12 protein-coding genes are annotated in these 17,508 nt (G+C 62.5%); 4 read left to right on the top strand and 8 right to left on the bottom strand.

Annotated features, from left to right (window positions below; translation table 11 throughout):
* Window positions 1-6: 6 nt before the first annotated feature.
* Window positions 7-876 (bottom strand): ABC transporter ATP-binding protein, encoded by an 870-nt coding sequence (locus IV500_RS15275; RefSeq protein WP_196397669.1) that lies wholly within the window; start codon window positions 874-876, stop codon window positions 7-9.
* A 503-nt stretch (window positions 877-1,379) separates the two neighbouring features.
* Here IV500_RS15275 and IV500_RS15270 point away from each other — a divergent pair.
* Together IV500_RS15270 and IV500_RS15265 are read left to right on the top strand one after the other, a co-directional pair.
* The gene (locus tag IV500_RS15270) at window positions 1,380-3,044 is read left to right on the top strand and encodes a sensor histidine kinase (RefSeq protein WP_312875948.1); all 1,665 of its coding nucleotides are present in this window, start codon (window positions 1,380-1,382) and stop codon (window positions 3,042-3,044) included.
* Window positions 3,037-3,711, top strand: a complete 675-nt coding sequence (locus tag IV500_RS15265) for a response regulator (RefSeq protein WP_196397668.1) — start codon at window positions 3,037-3,039, stop codon at window positions 3,709-3,711. Before IV500_RS15270 ends, IV500_RS15265 begins: the two co-directional genes overlap by 8 nt.
* 537 nt (window positions 3,712-4,248) lie before the next feature.
* Here IV500_RS15265 and IV500_RS15260 read toward each other — a convergent pair.
* A complete protein-coding gene (locus IV500_RS15260; protein WP_196397667.1) occupies window positions 4,249-4,842 on the bottom strand; it encodes a hypothetical protein in 594 nt (197 codons plus the stop codon).
* 844 nt (window positions 4,843-5,686) lie between these two features.
* On the opposite strand from IV500_RS15260, the gene IV500_RS15255 reads away from it, so the two are divergent.
* On the top strand, window positions 5,687-6,361 hold the full coding sequence (locus IV500_RS15255; RefSeq protein ID WP_196397666.1) for a hypothetical protein: 675 nt from the start codon (window positions 5,687-5,689) through the stop codon (window positions 6,359-6,361).
* A gap of 409 nt (window positions 6,362-6,770) precedes the next feature.
* On the opposite strand, the gene IV500_RS15250 is transcribed toward IV500_RS15255, so the two are convergent.
* Window positions 6,771-7,133: a VOC family protein gene (locus IV500_RS15250; RefSeq protein ID WP_230855042.1), complete on the bottom strand. Its 363-nt coding sequence runs from the start codon at window positions 7,131-7,133 to the stop codon at window positions 6,771-6,773.
* 218 nt (window positions 7,134-7,351) lie between these two features.
* On the opposite strand from IV500_RS15250, the gene IV500_RS15245 reads away from it, so the two are divergent.
* A complete protein-coding gene (locus IV500_RS15245; RefSeq protein ID WP_196397664.1) occupies window positions 7,352-8,119 on the top strand; it encodes a VOC family protein in 768 nt (255 codons plus the stop codon).
* Window positions 8,120-8,528: 409 nt separating this feature from the next.
* On the opposite strand, the gene IV500_RS15240 is transcribed toward IV500_RS15245, so the two are convergent.
* The 5 genes from IV500_RS15240 to aroA all read right to left on the bottom strand — a co-directional run bounded on the left by IV500_RS15240 (window position 8,529) and on the right by aroA (window position 17,442).
* Window positions 8,529-10,943 (bottom strand): TOTE conflict system archaeo-eukaryotic primase domain-containing protein, encoded by a 2,415-nt coding sequence (locus IV500_RS15240; protein ID WP_312875947.1) that lies wholly within the window; start codon window positions 10,941-10,943, stop codon window positions 8,529-8,531.
* Window positions 10,944-11,523: 580 nt separating this feature from the next.
* Window positions 11,524-12,060: a hypothetical protein gene (locus IV500_RS15235; RefSeq protein WP_196397662.1), complete on the bottom strand. Its 537-nt coding sequence runs from the start codon at window positions 12,058-12,060 to the stop codon at window positions 11,524-11,526.
* A gap of 173 nt (window positions 12,061-12,233) precedes the next feature.
* The gene (locus IV500_RS15230; RefSeq protein WP_196397661.1) at window positions 12,234-13,079 is read right to left on the bottom strand and encodes an SDR family oxidoreductase; all 846 of its coding nucleotides are present in this window, start codon (window positions 13,077-13,079) and stop codon (window positions 12,234-12,236) included.
* The gene (locus IV500_RS15225) at window positions 13,076-14,374 is read right to left on the bottom strand and encodes an acyl-CoA dehydrogenase family protein (protein WP_196397660.1); all 1,299 of its coding nucleotides are present in this window, start codon (window positions 14,372-14,374) and stop codon (window positions 13,076-13,078) included. Before IV500_RS15225 ends, IV500_RS15230 begins: the two co-directional genes overlap by 4 nt.
* Window positions 14,371-17,442 (bottom strand): 3-phosphoshikimate 1-carboxyvinyltransferase, encoded by a 3,072-nt coding sequence (gene aroA / locus IV500_RS15220; RefSeq protein ID WP_312875946.1) that lies wholly within the window; start codon window positions 17,440-17,442, stop codon window positions 14,371-14,373. Before aroA ends, IV500_RS15225 begins: the two co-directional genes overlap by 4 nt.
* Window positions 17,443-17,508: the final 66 nt, after the last annotated feature.

Below are 17,508 nucleotides of genomic sequence, written 5' to 3'. Positions count from 1 at the left end.
ATGGTCCTATCCGGCCAGGCTCGCAGCAGCGCGGGCCTGATCCACTTCTTCGCGCAGGGAATTCCAGACCTGGCGGTAAATGGCGAGGAACTCGGGAGTCAGCCGCACCTCTTCCACATCGCGCGGCCTGGGGAGAGTGACGGTGAATTCCGCCTTGATGGTGGCCGGGCTGGCCGTCATCACCACCACCCGGTCAGCCAGTGCAATGGCCTCTTCCAGATCGTGGGTGACGAAGACTATGGCGGCGCCGGTACCTGACCAGAGCCGGAGCAACTCGGTCTGCATCAGCTGCCGGGTCTGCACATCCAGGGCGCTGAACGGTTCATCCATTAGCATGATTTCCGGCTCATTCACCAGCGTCTGGGCCAGCGAGACGCGTTTGCGCATGCCGCCGGACAGCTGGTGCGGATAATACTTTTCGAACTTGGCCAGCCCCACCCGGTCCACCCAGACCCGGGCCTTGTCTCTGGCCTCGCTGCGCCCCATGCCCTGATAGCGGGGGCCGGAGGCCACGTTATCCAACACGGTCTGCCATGGCAGAGTCGCATCCGACTGGAACATGTAGCCCACACGCTTGGGAATGCCAGTGACCAGCTCGCCGCGGACGTAAGTTTCGCCGTCGGACGCCGGCTGCAGTCCCGAGATCAGCGACAGCGTCGTGGACTTGCCGCAGCCGGTAGGGCCGACGACGGCGACGAACTCGCCGGGCGCGACGTTGAGGTTAACGTTTTGGATGGCGGTGTGAATGCCGCCGCCCGTCTTCGGAAATCGTTTGGTTGCCGCCCGCAGCTCGATCAGCGGAGCGGTCCGCTGACCGGAGTCCGCCCCCGGCAACGGTTCATGCCGCTCGTGCGCGGCTGGATAGGTGGAAGGCATGTGCTCTCTCCTGGCTCAATGGCGTTGTCTGTCGTGTGGGTTTTCGGTGCTGTGGGTTTTCGGTGCTGTGAGTTTTCGGTGTTGTGAAGCGCGGTGTTGTGAAGCGCGGTGTTCTAAGTCACACTGACGCTACTTTCACCCCGCATTCCGGACCGGCTTTAGCGCGGAAATCGCAGCACTTCTGCATTGCGCAGGTTTTGCGCATTGTGCGCACGCAGCATTTGGCGTCCTGTCCCCGGCACGCATACGGTTAGCTGTGCGACGGATCACATCGGTCCACGCGCGAGGGAATGGAGCTGCTGCACGTGCCAGGTTTTCTGCGGACTTCGGCGCCGCACCCGACGTCTCCCGCCCGTATCCGACCGGCCGGGAAGGACCGGCCCTTTGGCCACGGACGCATAGCGCGGGCAGCACGGCCGGCGTCGGCAGGACGGCACAGAGAGGCAGGACTGCCGGGGGAGGCAGACCGGCCGGGAGAGGCCTGGTGCTTCAGGCATTTCCCGGTGAGCGTGCCATTCTCCACGCGGATGCTGCTCCAGCAGCTCGTCGTGATTGTGCTGATGATTGCTCTGGCCACAACGGTCTACGGCTGGCTGACGTTTCAGCGGCTCAGCTCGGAAGTCGGTGCCAAGTCGTTGGCGGTGGCGCAGAGCTTATCCGAGGACCAAGGAATCAGAGCAGCGTTGTCCGGCAGCCAGCCCGCGGTTCCCGATCCCCGGGTCCTGGCTGCCGGACCGGTGCAGCGCCTTGCCGAGGTGGTGCGGCTGCGTACCGATGCCTTGTTCGTCGTCGTGACCGATGGTCAGGGTGTCCGCTGGTCGCACCCCAATCCCGCGCTTTTGGGTAAGAAGGTCAGCACCAGCCCGGAAGCGGCACTGAGCGGCCAGGAAATCACCGTCCAAGAGGTTGGCACCCTCGGCGCCTCCGTACGGTCCAAGGTGCCGGTACGCTCGTTGACCGATAACTCCGTTGTCGGCGAGGTCAGCGTCGGCTACCCAATGCAGGACGTGATGGATGGGCTCTGGACCTCCGCCGGACCAATTCTCGGTGTCGGCTTCCTCACGCTGATTCTGGGCGCGCTCGGGTCAAGTCTGCTCAGCCGTCGGCTCCGAGCGCACACGCTGGGCCTGGAACCGGAGGAGATCGGTGCGCTGGTCCAGGACCAGGAGGTGGTTCTCTACGGGATTGCCGAGGGGGTCATCGGTCTTTCCGCGTCCGGGCTGGTGACGGTCTGCAACGCAAAAGCGGCGCGGCTGCTGCGCTTGGACGATCCGGTGGGCAAGACGCCGGCTCAGCTGGGACTGCCGCGGCCGGTGCTGGCGTTGTTGGAGGCCGACGCCGGGGAAGCGCCGGAAAGCGTGCAAGTGGTCATTGAGCAGTCGGTGCTGATTGTTTCCGCACGGAAAGTGACGCGGGCCAAGCGGAATCTGGGCTGGGTGATCATGGTCCATGACAGGACGGATGTTGTGGCGCTCACCCAGCAGTTGGGCGCAGTAGGTGCCCTGACCACAGCTCTGCGCGCGCAGCGGCACGAATTCGCCAATCGCCTGCATACCGTTTCGGGGCTGCTGGACCTGGGTCATGCCGGGCAAGCCGCCGACTATCTCCATCTCACGCTGGAAAACGGCCCGCTGAAATATCCACTGGAAAACGGCGGTCTCCTCAGCGATTCCTTCCTGCTGGCCTTCTTGGGTGCCAAGAGCGCCGAGGCGGCGGAAAAGGGCGTCCAATTGCGGATCGGTGAGGGCACCGTTCTGCACCATCGGGTCGAGGACGCACAAAATGTCACCACTGTGCTCGGTAACCTGGTCGACAACGCCGTGATGGCAGCGGTTGCTGGAAGCGGACCGGACCGATGGGTGGAGGTTGAACTGCTCAGTGATCGCGCAGCACTGCATCTGCTGGTATCGGATTCCGGCAACGGCATTCAGACGGCGGATCCCGAGCAGGTCTTTGCGCAAGGCTATTCGACGGCGCCCAGCGGGCACCGAACCGGCCACGGCGAGGGGCTGGGGCTGGCGCTGTCCCGGCAGCTCGCCCGGCTGAGCGGAGGCGACGTCTGGTTGGTCTCCGCGGGGAGCAATGATGGCCCAGGGGCGGTCTTCGCCGCAAGGCTGGAGAATGCGCTGGACTTCAACGCCAAAGTAAGAGGGCAGACCCATGACTGAGGACCTGCGTGTGCTGATTGTTGATGATGATTTCCATGTGGCAAGGCTCCATGTGGCCTACGTCGAAGAGGCACCCGGATTTACCGCCCTGGATCCGGTTGGCGGCGGGGAAGCCGCGGCACGGGCCGTGCAGACACACCGACCGGACCTGGTGCTGATCGACGTTTACCTGCCCGACTGGAACGGGCTGGACATCTTGCGCGGGCTGGACGTGGACGCCTTCGTGCTGTCCGCCGCCTCCGATGCCGAATCCGTCCGCAAGGCCATCCGCCGCGGCGCCCTGGCGTATCTGATCAAGCCCTTCAGCGCGGACATGCTGGCAGAGCGGTTGCGCGGATACGCCCGCTACCGCCGCCTGCTGGACACCGAAAACGCCCTCGATCAAGAGGCAGTCGAACGCGCCTTACGGCAACTTCATCCGAGCGACGGCGGCGGCCGGCCGCGGTCCGTCACGGAACGGGCGGTGCTGGAGGCACTGACACGCTCGGCGCAGCCGTCGACGGCGGCCGAGGTCGCCGCTGCGGTGGGCATGTCCCGCGCCACCGCCCAACGGTACCTCTCGTCATTGGTCGAGGAGGGCACTGTAGACGTTGCGCTGCGCTACGGGACCACCGGACGGCCCGAGCACCAGTACGCGCCACGGAGACCAGGAGGTGGGTCTTCTTGATGCAGCGCTCACGGGCCATTGCTCTGGTAAAGCGGGGGTCATCAGTTCGAATCTGATAGGGGGCCTCGGATTTTGGAGGGCCAAAAAGCCCGGATTTACGGGGTTTTTTGCAGTGGCGGGGTGGGCTTCCACCCCGTCATTTCGCGTTTACATGGCTTTGGTGTTCAGACACAACGGTCGTCGGCTGGAGGTGCTCGTCTGGGCGGGGTATGTGCCGCTGACCTGCGGTTTTGCTGCGGGGGAGTGGCTCCGGGATGCGCCGCTACGACCGAACTCATCAAAAACTCATTACATTGATCCCCGGTCCGCGTCGTGCCCGGTCCTATAAACTTGGCAGCGCGGAGGTCCCATCCGGCTGGGATGCGACACGCCGTACACCGTCTGCGCCTATTCCGGCGCCCTTGCCGAGACAGTCTTGGAAACGATCATGACTCCTCTTGAGTTAACCAGCACCATATAGTGGGCCCACGGCCACGTTGGCTTCTTGATTGATTCCGAGCATAAAACCCTTGGTTTCTGCTCGCAGAACAACTGCGATCAAGCTTTGCCCCAGCTTAGCTTCTGGAAACATTTGGCTCCACTGGCAAACCGGTTGGTGCCGACAGGATCTGGGGCGGACGCCGACTCGTCGGGTTGCCTGGTGGCAGCTGGCTGCGGCGCATTACGTTGTTTGATGAGCTCGTCCTGCTCCTTGGTCTTCCGCCCGTGGCTTGCCGTAAGCGCCTCAGCCCACGCAAACAAACGGGAGTCCCGCCTTCTTGATATGCGCATTCCAACCAAAATCACCCCCAGTACCACCGCTGCTACCATCATCGAGATGGAAAGCAGCCCGGCAGATAGGTGCGGCATTCTAATCAACCAGGTCACTCCACCACCAACGAATATTGTGAAGATGCCCATGGCTATTGGCAGGTGTTTCAGACTCACCATTTCTTCTTGCATGCGAACTCGGGACATTATCATCTGTTGCTCACGCCAAGGTATGTCTTCGAACTGATCAAGCGCCTCTCTGAAAGGGACGTCTCGAAGGAGAACCTTCTCCAATGAGTTGATACCTTTACTGTCGATTAACATCTGCGTGGCCTTGGTCGCCAGATCTACCGCAGTTCCATTCTTCTTCAATCCCCACATGAGTAGAGATTCTACCGGTCGTCGGTTCCGTGATCTGGTCGACCTGGTTGTCTTTGCCCGTACTCAGAATATTGACGGTGCAGCTCTAACAGGCACCATAAGCTCGGAATGGGCCGCACGCAAGCTCGCGCGCACCCCGTCGTTTGACCCACCTCTAGAATGGCAAAGCCAATATTCACTGATCGCACGCGTTCCCGCCTGTGGCGAATACACAACATTCGAATCAGCAACGGCATTGACCACGAAGCTGCTAGCACCAGCCTGCCGTGCTGAAGCTGTCGATATCCGTTAGGAATCCGACACGCTTCAGTGGGTGGTAACGGTTCATCCATAAATACCGAGCCACCACTCATAGACAACTGTGAGGTTGGGGCCTCCCGAGTGTCCATGGACGAGGCGGGTGCTCTCTATAGTCATTTCAGAAGCGCCCGGAGTCCCCTCGACCGGAGGCAAAGAATTCGGCGTGATAGCCTGCCGCGACGGCGAGGGCTAGGAAGGGGGTTTGACAACTCGAATTGATCGATCGCGTCGAAAGCGGGGGTCGTAGGAGCGTTTCATGGGGCACTCGATGATTTCGCCATTGTGGTGCAGGGTGACCGCGATGCTTGGGATGGCGAAGTTTCGGTAAAAAGTGGACGACATCCTTCGTGCGCAGAAAGACGCTGTGCTGGCTGAGATGATCGGGGTTGGCCTATTTGTGGACGACGCTATTACTACTCGGGACACGGTGGGTCAGGTCTCTGAAGTTACTCGGTCGAAAGTCCAGGCGTCGTCGCTGACTGTGGCAAGCACCCAGATGTAGGCGCTGCGTCAACTTGATGCGCTCGCGGACAAAATGGAACGAATGTCCAAAATGGTCGATCTTGCCAAGCCGGCTCAAGAAACTGAGCCCAAGTCTCGCGAGTGGATTGCTGTCCTTGCTAGGTGCTTCCAGCTTTACGATTCGCTCGCTGTGCTGAAATTGGACCGCGTATTGGATGCTTCTCCTGAGGAGCTTGATAGTCATCGTCGGGCTCTTCGCGTGGCTCGACAGAATCGGATTGATCAAATCACCCGGCGAACTGAGCAGTTGCTCGGAAAGATGAATGTTGCGGCTGGACGGGCCAACACGAAAGTTCTCCTCCATCCAACAACAGCGCGCACAGTGGTTCAATCAAATAACAAAGTGGAGGCGGCCGTCAGTGAGTTCCACAAATGCCTCGGAATTGAAGACGGCCGGCAATCTGTCGAAGCTAAGACTTGGGTAGAAGCCGTTGTTGACGTTCGTGACAAGGTCATCGAATCAGGCGCAGATGGTGTTGACGCCACCAAGCGCATCAGCAACAACGCGTTGGACCTGGCCAAGACGACGACTGACAAAGTGCATGAGTCTGGATCTGACGGCGTCGATGCAACGAAACTATTTGGTAATGAAGCCCTGGGCCGGGCACGAACGATGAGCGACAAGGTCTCGATTGGGATTGCCGAGGGTTTGCTTCGTCGGGTCGCAGACGCCGAGAAGACGGAAAATGAGGACTGAATAAGCCGCTTTGCTTCCGGAGCGCAGTCAGGCAGTGATGCTCCGTCCGCTGCGCCGTTCATTGCGGGATATGCTGGCGTGGCAGCGTTCAAAAGAACGTTAGTAAGCGCGAACAATCAAAGCGGTAGGACATCCATTGCTGGCCGGTGTACGGCATCAACGCAAGGAAAGATTCCTGCATATTGCAGCCGCAGGCCAAAGGCTCCGGGAGTCTGGATTTGTCCGGGCGCTGTTTCGCCCGCCGGCCCGCCAGCCAGTCCCGCAACCGCCGTCATCAGCCACCAACGAATTTCCGTCACCGATTCCACGCGGGGACGGAGCTTCTTCAACTCTGCGCTTACAAGTGGTTTCGATGCGCGACTGTCCTGAAGGGGCCGATGCCCGATTTTTCATTATGCCGCACCTGTAGTTACCGGGAGATTTGTTGAAGTGCCCACGAGTTGCCGTCAGGATCGCTGAAGTACGCGTACCTGACGCCGCCACCCATGTCGCTCACCTCAGACACCTCAACCCCGTTGCCGAGAAGCACCCGGCGGACGGCATCAAGGTCACCCACCACTAAATGCAGCCCATGGACAGGTGCCGCCTGGGGATCACTGATCCCCACACCAATAACGATGGAACACGCTGATCCCGGCGGTGTCAGCTGGACGACGCGCATGCCGTTGCCCGGCTCAATGTCGTGATCAAGGTGGAAACCCACCTGATCAACATAAAACGCCCTACTCCGATTTACATCCGATGAAGGTAGCGGAACCAATTCCAAGCGCATATCCACAGGGACTCCTTCCACCCGCAAGGCTAAGGGAAACATGGCAGGCGGTGACCTGCGTAAATGCCATGTTACTCACTTCCGGCTGAGCCGATGCGCCAGAACTTTACCAGCATGTTCGTTACATTTAAGATCGGCCTCCTGACCTAGTCATCCGGGTGGATAAAGGCTTAGGGTGAGTTCATCCGATCCATCCATACCCCTGCCGGGAGCCCTCGATGCCAAAGCCCGATTTCGCCCCGGGGGATCCGTGCTGGATAGATCTCATGACCTCGGACCCTGAGAAGTCCCGACAGTTCTATGCCGGTCTTTTTGGGTGGACGTTTGAGACCGGAGACGAGGAAACCTACGGCGGTTACGTCACCGCCTTCGTCGAAGGAGCACCGGTAGCGGGGATGATGAAGAATGACCCCACATCAGGTAATCCGGACGCGTGGAGCACCTATCTGCGGGTGGAAGACATCGGAGCGTCGGCCGAAGCGGTCACGGCGGCAGGTGGGCAAGTGATTATGCCGCCCATGGAAGTTCCGGGCCAGGGGCACATGGCGATGTTTACCGACGCAGGAGGCGCGGTCGTTGGTGCGTGGCAGTTCGGTGGCCACACTGGGTTCCAGCTAAAAGGAGAACCCGGTGCCCCGGTTTGGCATGAACTTCACACCCGGGAGTATGCGCGCTCAGTGAAGTTCTACCAGGACGCCTTCAGTTGGGACACTTCCGTCATGAGCGACAGCGAAGATTTTCGGTACACGACGCTCGGATCCGGGGATAGCTCGCGTGCCGGCATCATGGACGCCTCTTTTTATCTTCCGGATGGGGTTCCGTCGAATTGGCAGATCTACTTAGGGGTGGCGGACGCCGATGCTGTCGTGGAAACTGCGCTCTCATTGGGCGCCCAGGTTATCCATCCCGCTGAGGATTCCCCCTTCGGCCGCATGGCCACGCTGGCAGATCCGACGGGAGCAGTTTTCAAGATCGCCCAAGCGTAGGCCCCCGAGTGGTTGCCACTGACCCCCGTAACGCCCCGCACACAATACTGCAGCATCATGCAGCTGATCATCGGCACCGAGACCGGGCACGTGGGAATACCTGGTGGCCGGTCAGTGATTCCCCCTGCTGATGTGAAGCCCGGCTGGAGGAGAGTCGTCGTGAAGCCGTGAGGTGGTGGGGGCATCTGCGGATGTCGAGGGCGAAGTCTGCATTCTTGGTTGGCGGTGGCGTGGCGCCATGCTCGACGGCGTGAAGGTAAACGGACTGGCCTCCCACGAGTACCCGGCCCAGAGAGAGTGCGTCGTAGATTGCGAAGATGACGCGCCGGATGATGGAATTGGCTCCCGATTGTCACTGGGCCCCGGGTGTTCGGCTCAGCCATGGCCGAAAACAGTGCTGGCATCACTGTCACATCCGTCGCGGGTCGGGGAATCCGAGTGAGATGTAACCGGGTGCCCGCTTGGCAAGGGATGATGCCAGGACAGGCGTGAGCTCGTCGTAATAGTCGTGGATGCTCGCTTGGGTTTTACCGGGAAACGGTCGAGTGATGCGCCCTGCGTATTGGACAAGGCGTCCCTTGAACGAGATGGGTGCAGCAAGAAATAATGTGTCCAGTTTGGGGCAGTCAAAACCTTCGCCGATGAATGATCCGGTGCCAAGCACCAGCAGTGGCTTGCCGGGGTCGGCGGCGTCGAGCAATTCCACCGCGGCGCGCGTCTCGGCCTTTTTCATTCCCCCCGACAGGACCACCGGCTCCAAACCTGCGCCTGCAAACCTGACGCGGAATAGCTCCAAGTGGGCCTTCCATGTGGTGAGCAGCAAGATACGTGAGTTGGCCGCATATGCGTTTAGGACGTCGTCGTAAATCAGCTGAAGGCGTGCCTCGTTGGAGACCAGATCCCGGTAGATTTCGGAGATGCCGCCAGGCACGCTGGGGTCGGCGTCGCCTGTATAGAAGTATTTGGTGCGGTGCAGCTCCAGTGCCGGGGTCGGGGCGGGGATCTCGCGCTCATGGCGCGGCAGCTGCTGGGCCGGGACTGGAATGATCGTGTGCACTACGTCGCCGAGCTGGTGATACATCAGCGCATCAAGCTTGTCGCGCCGATAGGGCGTTGCCGTCAGTCCGAGCCAATGCTTTGCAGGCATCTGATTCATCACATGGCTGAAAGCCGCAGCCGGAACATGGTGGCACTCATCGGCTATGACGAAACCGTAGCCAGCCGTAAGCTCGGCTACGTTGTCGCGACGGGCAAGGGTGGGCAGAAGTGCGACGTCGATCCTTCCGGTGGTCTTGGACCTGCCGCCACCGATCTGGCCGGGTTTCTCCCCCATCAGTTCGTGGATCATCTTCCGCCATTGGTCCGCCAGTGCCTTCCGATCGACCAGAACAAGCGTAGAAACTCCTCGGTGGGCCACGGCTGCACACGCTATGACGGTCTTGCCGGCACCCGGCGTTGCCACGAGGATGCCGTGCTCGATGTTTTCGATGGCGTCCAGGGCCTGCTGCTGCTCAGGGCGCAGGACACCATGGAATTCAAGGTCCTGCGGGGTGCCCGGCGTTCTTTGGTCAACAAGGCGCAAGGTGCTGCCAGCCGACTCAACCAGGCCTTTTAATAAGGACAACAAGCCCCGCGGGATAATGAGGTCTCCTTCAAGGGTCTCGTCGTAAAAGTGCAGGTAGCGGGGGATGTTCCAAATGGAGCGGCGCTGCCGCTGACGATCGTAGAATTCGGGGTTGGCCAGGGAGGCAGCATGTTTAATGGCTGAGATCATGGCCGGGCCGAGATCTGAGGAGCGGATAGTCAGGCGTGAAGCAAATGTTGCCTGTACGACCATAGCCGGGCGGGGAACAATTTTGGAGGACGGCGGCAATTGCAGCCGGCGCACCTCATTGCCCAAGCGGACTGAGGGCAGACGACGGATTTGCCCGTTCACAGCCGACGGCGTCAGCCTGTCCAGGCTGGACAGGTAGGCCCACTGGTCTTCAAAAGGTTCCAAAGTGGTGGTGTCCAAAAACAGGGTAGTCCCGTCGCTGTTACGCCGCTTTCCGTTCAACGGGGCGGCGATCAAGTTCCCCATGCCCTTTCCTGTGTGGGCATCCTGAGAAGGGAACAGCCTGTCGTAGCTGGACAGGCTCATGCTGCCACGCAAACCCATGGCCTCGTGAATGAGGCCGGTGCCCAGCTGTCGGGCCGTTGTGGCGGGAATGGCCTCGGTGAAGAAGATCCACACGTGGGCGCCACGCCCTGATTGGGAAATTTCGAGCGCGGCGGGAATTCCGCGGAACCGAGCAGCCTTGACGTACGCCAAGGCGTCCATCATGGCTGCGCGGCCGTCAAAATCCGCTGCGAGCCACCAACACGTGTCCTTCTCGGTGAGCGGGTACAGGCCGATGTGCTTTGCACCGGTCAGATGGTCGGCGACGACGGCAGGTGTGAGCTTGAGGAAGGCGACGCGCTCTCGTGGTGTCCCCTTGCGCCATCCACCCGCGACAGCAGGTACCCAGCCCGAGCGGCCGTCCTGCGTGTTTTCCCAGCGCGTTGCATATACGTCGTTGCGGCAGCGAAACAGGTTTTCAAAGAACAGGACCTTGGTTTCCGGTGCAGAGTGCATGGTCACCGGGCCGACCGGCATGGTGACGGCCAAGACCGGCTGGTCGGGATGGGCTGCCCCGGCTTCTTCCGCACTCAGTTCCAGCAGCTTGCGGAGTCGGGCGTTGTCCAGCCGCAACTCCGCCAGCTCGCGGGCCAGCGCAGGGTCCCGGTCAGAGTTGAGGCCCGGCAACGGGTCCTGCTCCGGCAACTCAGAAGTGTTGTCAGTCACAGCACCATTCTGTCGTGACAAAGATGTGGGAGCAGTTTTTTGTCCGCCCAAGCTACGGCAGGCGCATCCCAGCAAAACCCCGGGGACCGCCGTTGAGGTCGTTCGTTGCCACCGTGACGTTGGTTGCAAGGGTGCCATCCATGTTCGGGAGTTGGACTTGAACAGTCCACGTGACGTGCGATTGGTATGGCGGCAAGTGGCTCGTTTTGGGGATGTGCCTGGGCTGTTGGTTGTACCCCTTTACCCCACGCCGAGCTATCACGTGCCAACGGCCGGCATTACGGGCTCCTCGCTGGAGGAGGACGGGACTGTGGAAGTGAGCCCACGTGACCGGACGACCTGGCGCCTCGAGCACCAGCACGCCCGCACGGCCCATCCTGCTCGACGGATTTGAACGATGGCTGCTGAGCTGGTGCGGCTGATTGCGGTATGGGCAGGCGTGGTGAGGTTAGTGGACGGCTAGTTAGATTAGGTTGACGGGGGACTGGCCGCCAGAATCCGACGGCCCCGGCATGCACCGGGGCCACGACAGCGAAGGTAAGACCCTCAGCGACGTAACGGGTTGCGGCAATGCGCCGGTTTACTCAATAAAGCCCGTGAAAACGGCAGGTGGGTCACCCGCCGTGGGGCCGGGAACTTGTACATGGACGTTCGTGCGGGTGCCCGGCGGGATGGCGAATGTGAGCCGGATTGTTTCAGACTTTCCCGGGCCGATGGGGCCTAAAGGACCGGTGGTGGCCCCGGCCGGGGCGTCGATGACCTGGCTGGCCTTGGTATCCTCGGCTCCGTATGTGACGGACAGCTTGCTCATCTGCGCGGGGTCGAAGTCAGCTGTGGATGCGTTGCTGACATCGATTTCAAAGACGGCTGCACTGCTTCCGGTGGAGCCTTCGGCATACGGGCTCACTGTCTGGAACCCGTCCGTCCGCACCGTGACTTTAATCCCTTTTCCGTAGGAAATCCATTGTCCGAAAGTGACGGTTTGTCCGGGCGATGCGGTAACGGCGGCGACGGTGGAGGGACCGCCGGCAGTTTCGTCCAGCGTCCTGCCGGGGGAGCAACTTGTCAGTGTGACGGCGGCCAGCGACAAGGCTACCCAAGACTTCTTAACATGCATTTCGTTCCCAATCCCCGGTGGCAATCCAGATGTTGTCGATTCTAGTCCAGCTCTGGCCGGGAGGACAGGGTACGCGCCGGTGCCATGGATTGCCCGGCTCAAGCCAGGTGTGCCAGCGCGGTCGTCCTACGGCTTTCCGATCCGGGCTGGAAGCCGCTAAGAGATGGGCGCGCTCAGCGGCGGGTGGGACGCTCAGGCAGACTCACCGGGTCCGTTGTTTGGTGATAGTACGGCGCCGCCGCCACTGTCATGCCGCCGTCCACCACCAGGATTTGCCCGGTGATGTACGCGGAGTTGGGGGAAAGCAGGAATTCGACGGCGTTGGCCATATCCGCCACGGTGCCGGGTCGGCGCAGCGGAATGGTTTCCAGTACCCGCTCCATCGGTGCCATGCCCGGCATGCTGTAGAAATACTCCAGCGAGTCGGAGTCAATCAGGCCGCCGTTGACGCCGTTGACATTGATGCCGTAGCCGGCAAATTCCACCGCCATGTACCGGATAAAGGACTCCACCGCCGCCTTGTAGGAGCCGAGCGCGGCGTAGGTGGCGAATCCGCGCATGCTGCCGTAGCTGCTGACGGCAACGATCCGGCCGCCCTGGTCCATCAGCTTGACCGCTTCCTGTGCGCCCAGCACAAAAGGCCGGACGTTCATGGCATAGGAACGGTCCAGGTGATGGGTCTTCAGATCCAGCAGCTTCTTGAACGCCGACGCAGCGGCGTTGTTGATGAAGAAGTCCAGCCGCCCATAGGCGGCATCCACCGCGTCGAAGAGCCGGATGATGTCTTCGGGATTTTCAACGTCCGCCTGGACTGCGATGCCATCTCCGCCGGCGGCCTTGGCTTCGGCAACGACGGCGTCGGCCAGATCGGCGTTTTTCCGATAGTTGATCACCACGCTGGCGCCTTCCGCGGCGAGCTGCAGGGCCAGCGCCCGGCCGATCCCGCGTGAAGACCCGGTGATGAGTGCCACCTTCCCGGCGTATTTGCCGGCGGCACCGGCTGCATTACCGGCGGTCACAGGGCTGCCCCGGTCAGGCCCGAATCGGCGGCCCGGCCCGCATTGGCCGATGCTGGGTCTGGTGCGGCTGCATTCGCCGGTGCCGGGTCCGGGGCTGCCGGGTCCGTGCCGTGGCCCGCGCGGCTGAGAAGGTCCTTGGCGATCACGGCCTTCTGGATCTCATTGGTTCCCTCCTCAAAGCGCTGCGCCCGCGCGTCCCGGTAGACCCGTTCAATGGGCTGGGATTTCCAATAGCCAAGCCCGCCGTGAACCTGCAGCGCCTTGTCGGTCACCCGGGTGAGCATGTCGACGGCGGTCAGCTTGGCCATCGAGGACAGTGCCGGGGCGCGGGCGGAACCGGCTTCCCACTGGGCAGCGGCGTGCATGACCAAGGCCCGCGCCGCTTCGATGTCCGCAGCGTTTTCGGCGAGCAGGAACGCGATGGCCTGGCGCTGTGAGATCGGCTTCCCGAAGGTAACCCGGTGCTGGGCATAGCTGACGGCGAGTTGCTGGGCGCGCTCGGCCAGACCAACGCAGCTCATCGCCACGGAAATCCGGCTCGGCGTGAGGAACCCGCCCAAGGCAATCGTCAGGCCGTCGCCTTCGGCACCGAGGCGCTGGGACACCGGGACGGGGGTGTCACGGAATGTGAGCCGGGCGTGATCGGTACCCCGAACGCCCATGGTGTTGGAGGTGTCCTGCACCGTGGCACCGGCAGCGTCGCGGTCTACCAGCAGTGCCACGGTGCCTTCTGAGCCGCTGCTGCCGGCCAGCCGGGCGAAGAGCAGCCAATAGTCACAGTTCACGCCGAACGTAATCAGATGCTTGGTCCCGGTGAGGTAGTAAAAGTCCCCATCTCTGCGAACGGAGCAGCTGATGTCCGCTCCTGTTCCGTTATCCGGTTCGGTCAGGGTAAAGGCCACGGTGATGTCTCCGGCCACGGAGGGGACGATGAACTTTTCCCGCTGGGTGGCGCTGGCATGCGGGTTCATGGACCGCCAGGTGCCATTGACCACATGCACGATCATCCGGATCGAAGCGTGGGAACGGGAGAAGACCTCCATCAGCCCCATCCACTGCGTAAAGCTCAGCCCGCGTCCGCCCAGTTCCACGGGTGCCGCCAGGCCCAGGAAGCCCTTGCTCTTCAGCTCGGCGCGCAGTCCCGGTTCCACGGTCCCGCTGGCCTCGATCCTTTCGGCCCAGGCCTCGCCGGGCCCCTCGACCCAGGCCGTGACCTCCGCCAGTAGGCTGTCGTAGAGCTCCTGTGGCACGGCGCTGCCGCGCCCGTCCAAGGTGGAAGCCTGCCGTACCGTCATTTTTCCCTGGCCTTTCTCGTCGTGTGCGTCTGGGGGACCAGATGCGCGGCGCGCTCGCGCAGCACAAATTTCTGGATCTTGCCCACCGGGTTGCGCGGGATTTCATCTATTGGTTCGAGCCGCTCGGGCCAATAATGTTTGCTCACCCCGCTTTGCTGCAGGAACCGCTGGAGCCCGTTGAAGCTCAGTTCCGCTCCCGGTGCCAGCCGGACGAAGGCGCAGGCGCGCTCGCCGAGCCGGGCGTCCGGCATGGCAACGATGGCCACGTCGGCAATGCCGGGGTGGGTGTGCAGGAGTTGTTCGAGGTCTGCGACCGGAAGTTTTTCCCCGCCGCGGTTAATGATGTCGCGCACGCGGCCGGTAATGCGCAGGTAGCCCTCGTCATCGATGGTGGCCAGATCCCCGGTACGGTACCAGCCATCGGCGCTGAATGTCTCCGCGTCCAGCTCGGGCCGGTCCAAATAGCCGTCGAAGACCGTCGGGCTGGTCAGTTCCAGATTCCCCTCCGCCTCCGGCGGCAGCCGCAGCCCGTCGTCGTCGACAATCCGCAGCTGCACTCCGGTCAGTCCCCTGCCGTCAGTGCCCCACGCCTTCGACGGCGGGTCCGCCGGTGAGGTGAGCGCGCCGAGCCCCGTCTCGGTGGTGCCGAAAGCCCCGCACACCGCCGTCCCGAGCACGCGGGTGGCGCGTTCGGCCAGCGCGCGGGGCACGGCCGCGCCCGTCACCACGAAGACACGCAGGCGTTCGGGACGGGGCCCGCCGTCTTCCACGGCCTGTAGTAAATCGGTCAAAAAGGGCGTCGCGGCCTGCACAAAGGTTCCTTCCCAGTCCTGCAGAATTTCCAGCGCGCGGGGAGCATTCCAGACGCTCTGCAGGATCTGCGGCACGCCGAGGGTGAACGCGAGCCACATGCCGTAGAGGAATCCCGTCTGGTGCGCCAGCGGGGACGGGATGTAGATGGAATCGGTGCCGTCCAGGCCCAGCTGGCGCGCTTCCATCAGGGCAGCCCGGGAAAGCCGCCGGTGCGTATGGACCACACCTTTGGGACGGCCCGAGGTGCCCGAGGTCAGCAGCAGTTGGGCGGCGTCGTCGGGACCTGGTGCGCGCGCGTCCAGGGCTGCACGGTCGACGACGGCGGACGCCCAGGCGTGATGCCAGGGTAACCACTGCACCCGCGGATTTGTGTTGTTGGGCATCAGCCGCGGGACACCTGCCGTCCCATGAACCACGAAGACGTGCTCGACGCAGATCCCGCCGTTGCCGGGGCCGGTGCCGGTGCCACTGGCACTCCCACTGACAGGATCGGTGCCGGGGCCGCTGCGGTCGAGCAGCCGGGCAATTTCGCTGGCATGCTGGCGGCCGCGGAAATTATCCGCCACCAGCAATACCCTGGCACCGGACTGCTGCAGCGCATAGCTAACTTCACGGTCGCCGAAAATCGGCATGATCGGCGCGATGACCGCTCCAATCCGCAGCGCCGCTGCGGAGATCACCACGAACTGGCGCCAGTTCGGCAGCTGGACGGCGATTCTGTCTCCGGCGGCGACACCAAGGTTGAGGAAAACGGCCGCCGCGTGATCCACCTCGTTGTCAAGGGCCGCCCAGCTCAGGTGCGACGTCGTATTCCAGCGTGCATCCACCACGGCCAGCGCATGTGGTTTCTCTTTGGCCCAGCGCCTGATCCAGTCCGAGGCCGTCATGGACTCGGCAGCAGCGCTCTCCTTCGCATCGGGTTCGGCGGGATGACGGAGTACGGGCCCGCGTGCGGAGCCCCGCTCCACCTCCATATCCAGGCCGAGAGTCTGCATGGCAGCCAGGAACTTCGGGTAGGAGATCCGGTAGGCATTCGGGTACGTCAGCGAGGATCTGCCGGCAGCGGCCGTCGCTGCGACGGCCAGGGACATCAGGACGCGGTGATCATTGAAGGATGAAAGGTGGGCGCCGTGCAGCCGGGGCACACCGCGGACCCGTAAATTGCTGCCGTCAAAGCTCAGGTCTGCGCCCATGCTGTTGAGCTGGAGCATGGCTACCACACGGTCTGATTCCTTCAGCCGGACGTGCTCCACATGCCGGAAGACGCTTTCGCCATCGGCCAGGGCCGCCATGACTGAGAGCACCGGCAGCATGTCCGGCACCGTCCGGCAATCCACATCCACCGGGCCCATCCGGCGGCCCTGGTGCCGCACCCGGACCCCGTCGGCCTGCTGGTCGTAGTCCATCGGCAGGCCCATCGCCGCGACGATATCCAGCAGTTCGGACTCGGGGTGGTCGGTCCCGCTGGAGCTGGTCTGGCGCAGCCCGCGCAATAAAATGTCCGCCGGGTGCAGGGCTCCTACGGCCAGCCCGAACGCGGCGGAGCCGATGTCCGGCGGCAGGACCAGATCCGTGGGCCGCGGGACCTGGTTGGGCGGGATTGTGTACCGCCGGCCGTCTGCTGACACTTCGACCTGCAGACCGAATTGGCGCATCATGCGCACGGTGAGCTCAATGTAGGTGCGTTCGTTGAGTGGCCCGTCGATGACCACGGTGCTTTGATCCAGCGCGAACGGGGCCAGCAGCAGCAGTCCGGAAACCCATTGCGAGAGCGTTCCGGAGATGTGCACTATGCCACCGCTGGGACGGCGTCCCTTGACCCGGATCGGCGGGCAGTCTGTGGGGGAGGTGGCGTCCACACCGAGCTGGCGCAGGGCCGCGAGTAACGGGCCGATGGGGCGGCGTTGGAAGTACTTTTGACCCGTGATGGTCACGTCGCGGTCTGCCAGCGAGACCAGTCCCACCATGAAATACAAGGTGCTGCCCGAACTGCCGGCGGAGACTGCATCCGAGCGGGGGTGGTACGGGCCGCCATGGACAATGAAGGTGTCTGCCTCGATCTCGATTCGGGTGCCGAGTGAGCGAAGCAGTGAGACTGTATAGTCCACATGCCGGGCGTCGCTGAGCCCGGAAATATGGCTGACGCCAGGTGCCAGTGAGGCAAGGATCAGGGCCCGATGGGCATGATATTTGGAGTTGGGGACCTGAACGTCCCCACGGATAAGATCGTCGGAACCAATGACGGATAATTGCACGATGCCAACCCGTTTCCACGCTTTGAAGACGGAATATAACGTCTCTAGTTCTGTTCTCCTGTGGTG

The sequence above is a fragment of the Arthrobacter terrae genome (genome assembly GCF_015708085.1).
Taxonomy (GTDB): domain Bacteria; phylum Actinomycetota; class Actinomycetes; order Actinomycetales; family Micrococcaceae; genus Arthrobacter_M; species Arthrobacter_M terrae.
This window is presented reverse-complemented; position numbering and strand designations above follow the sequence as displayed.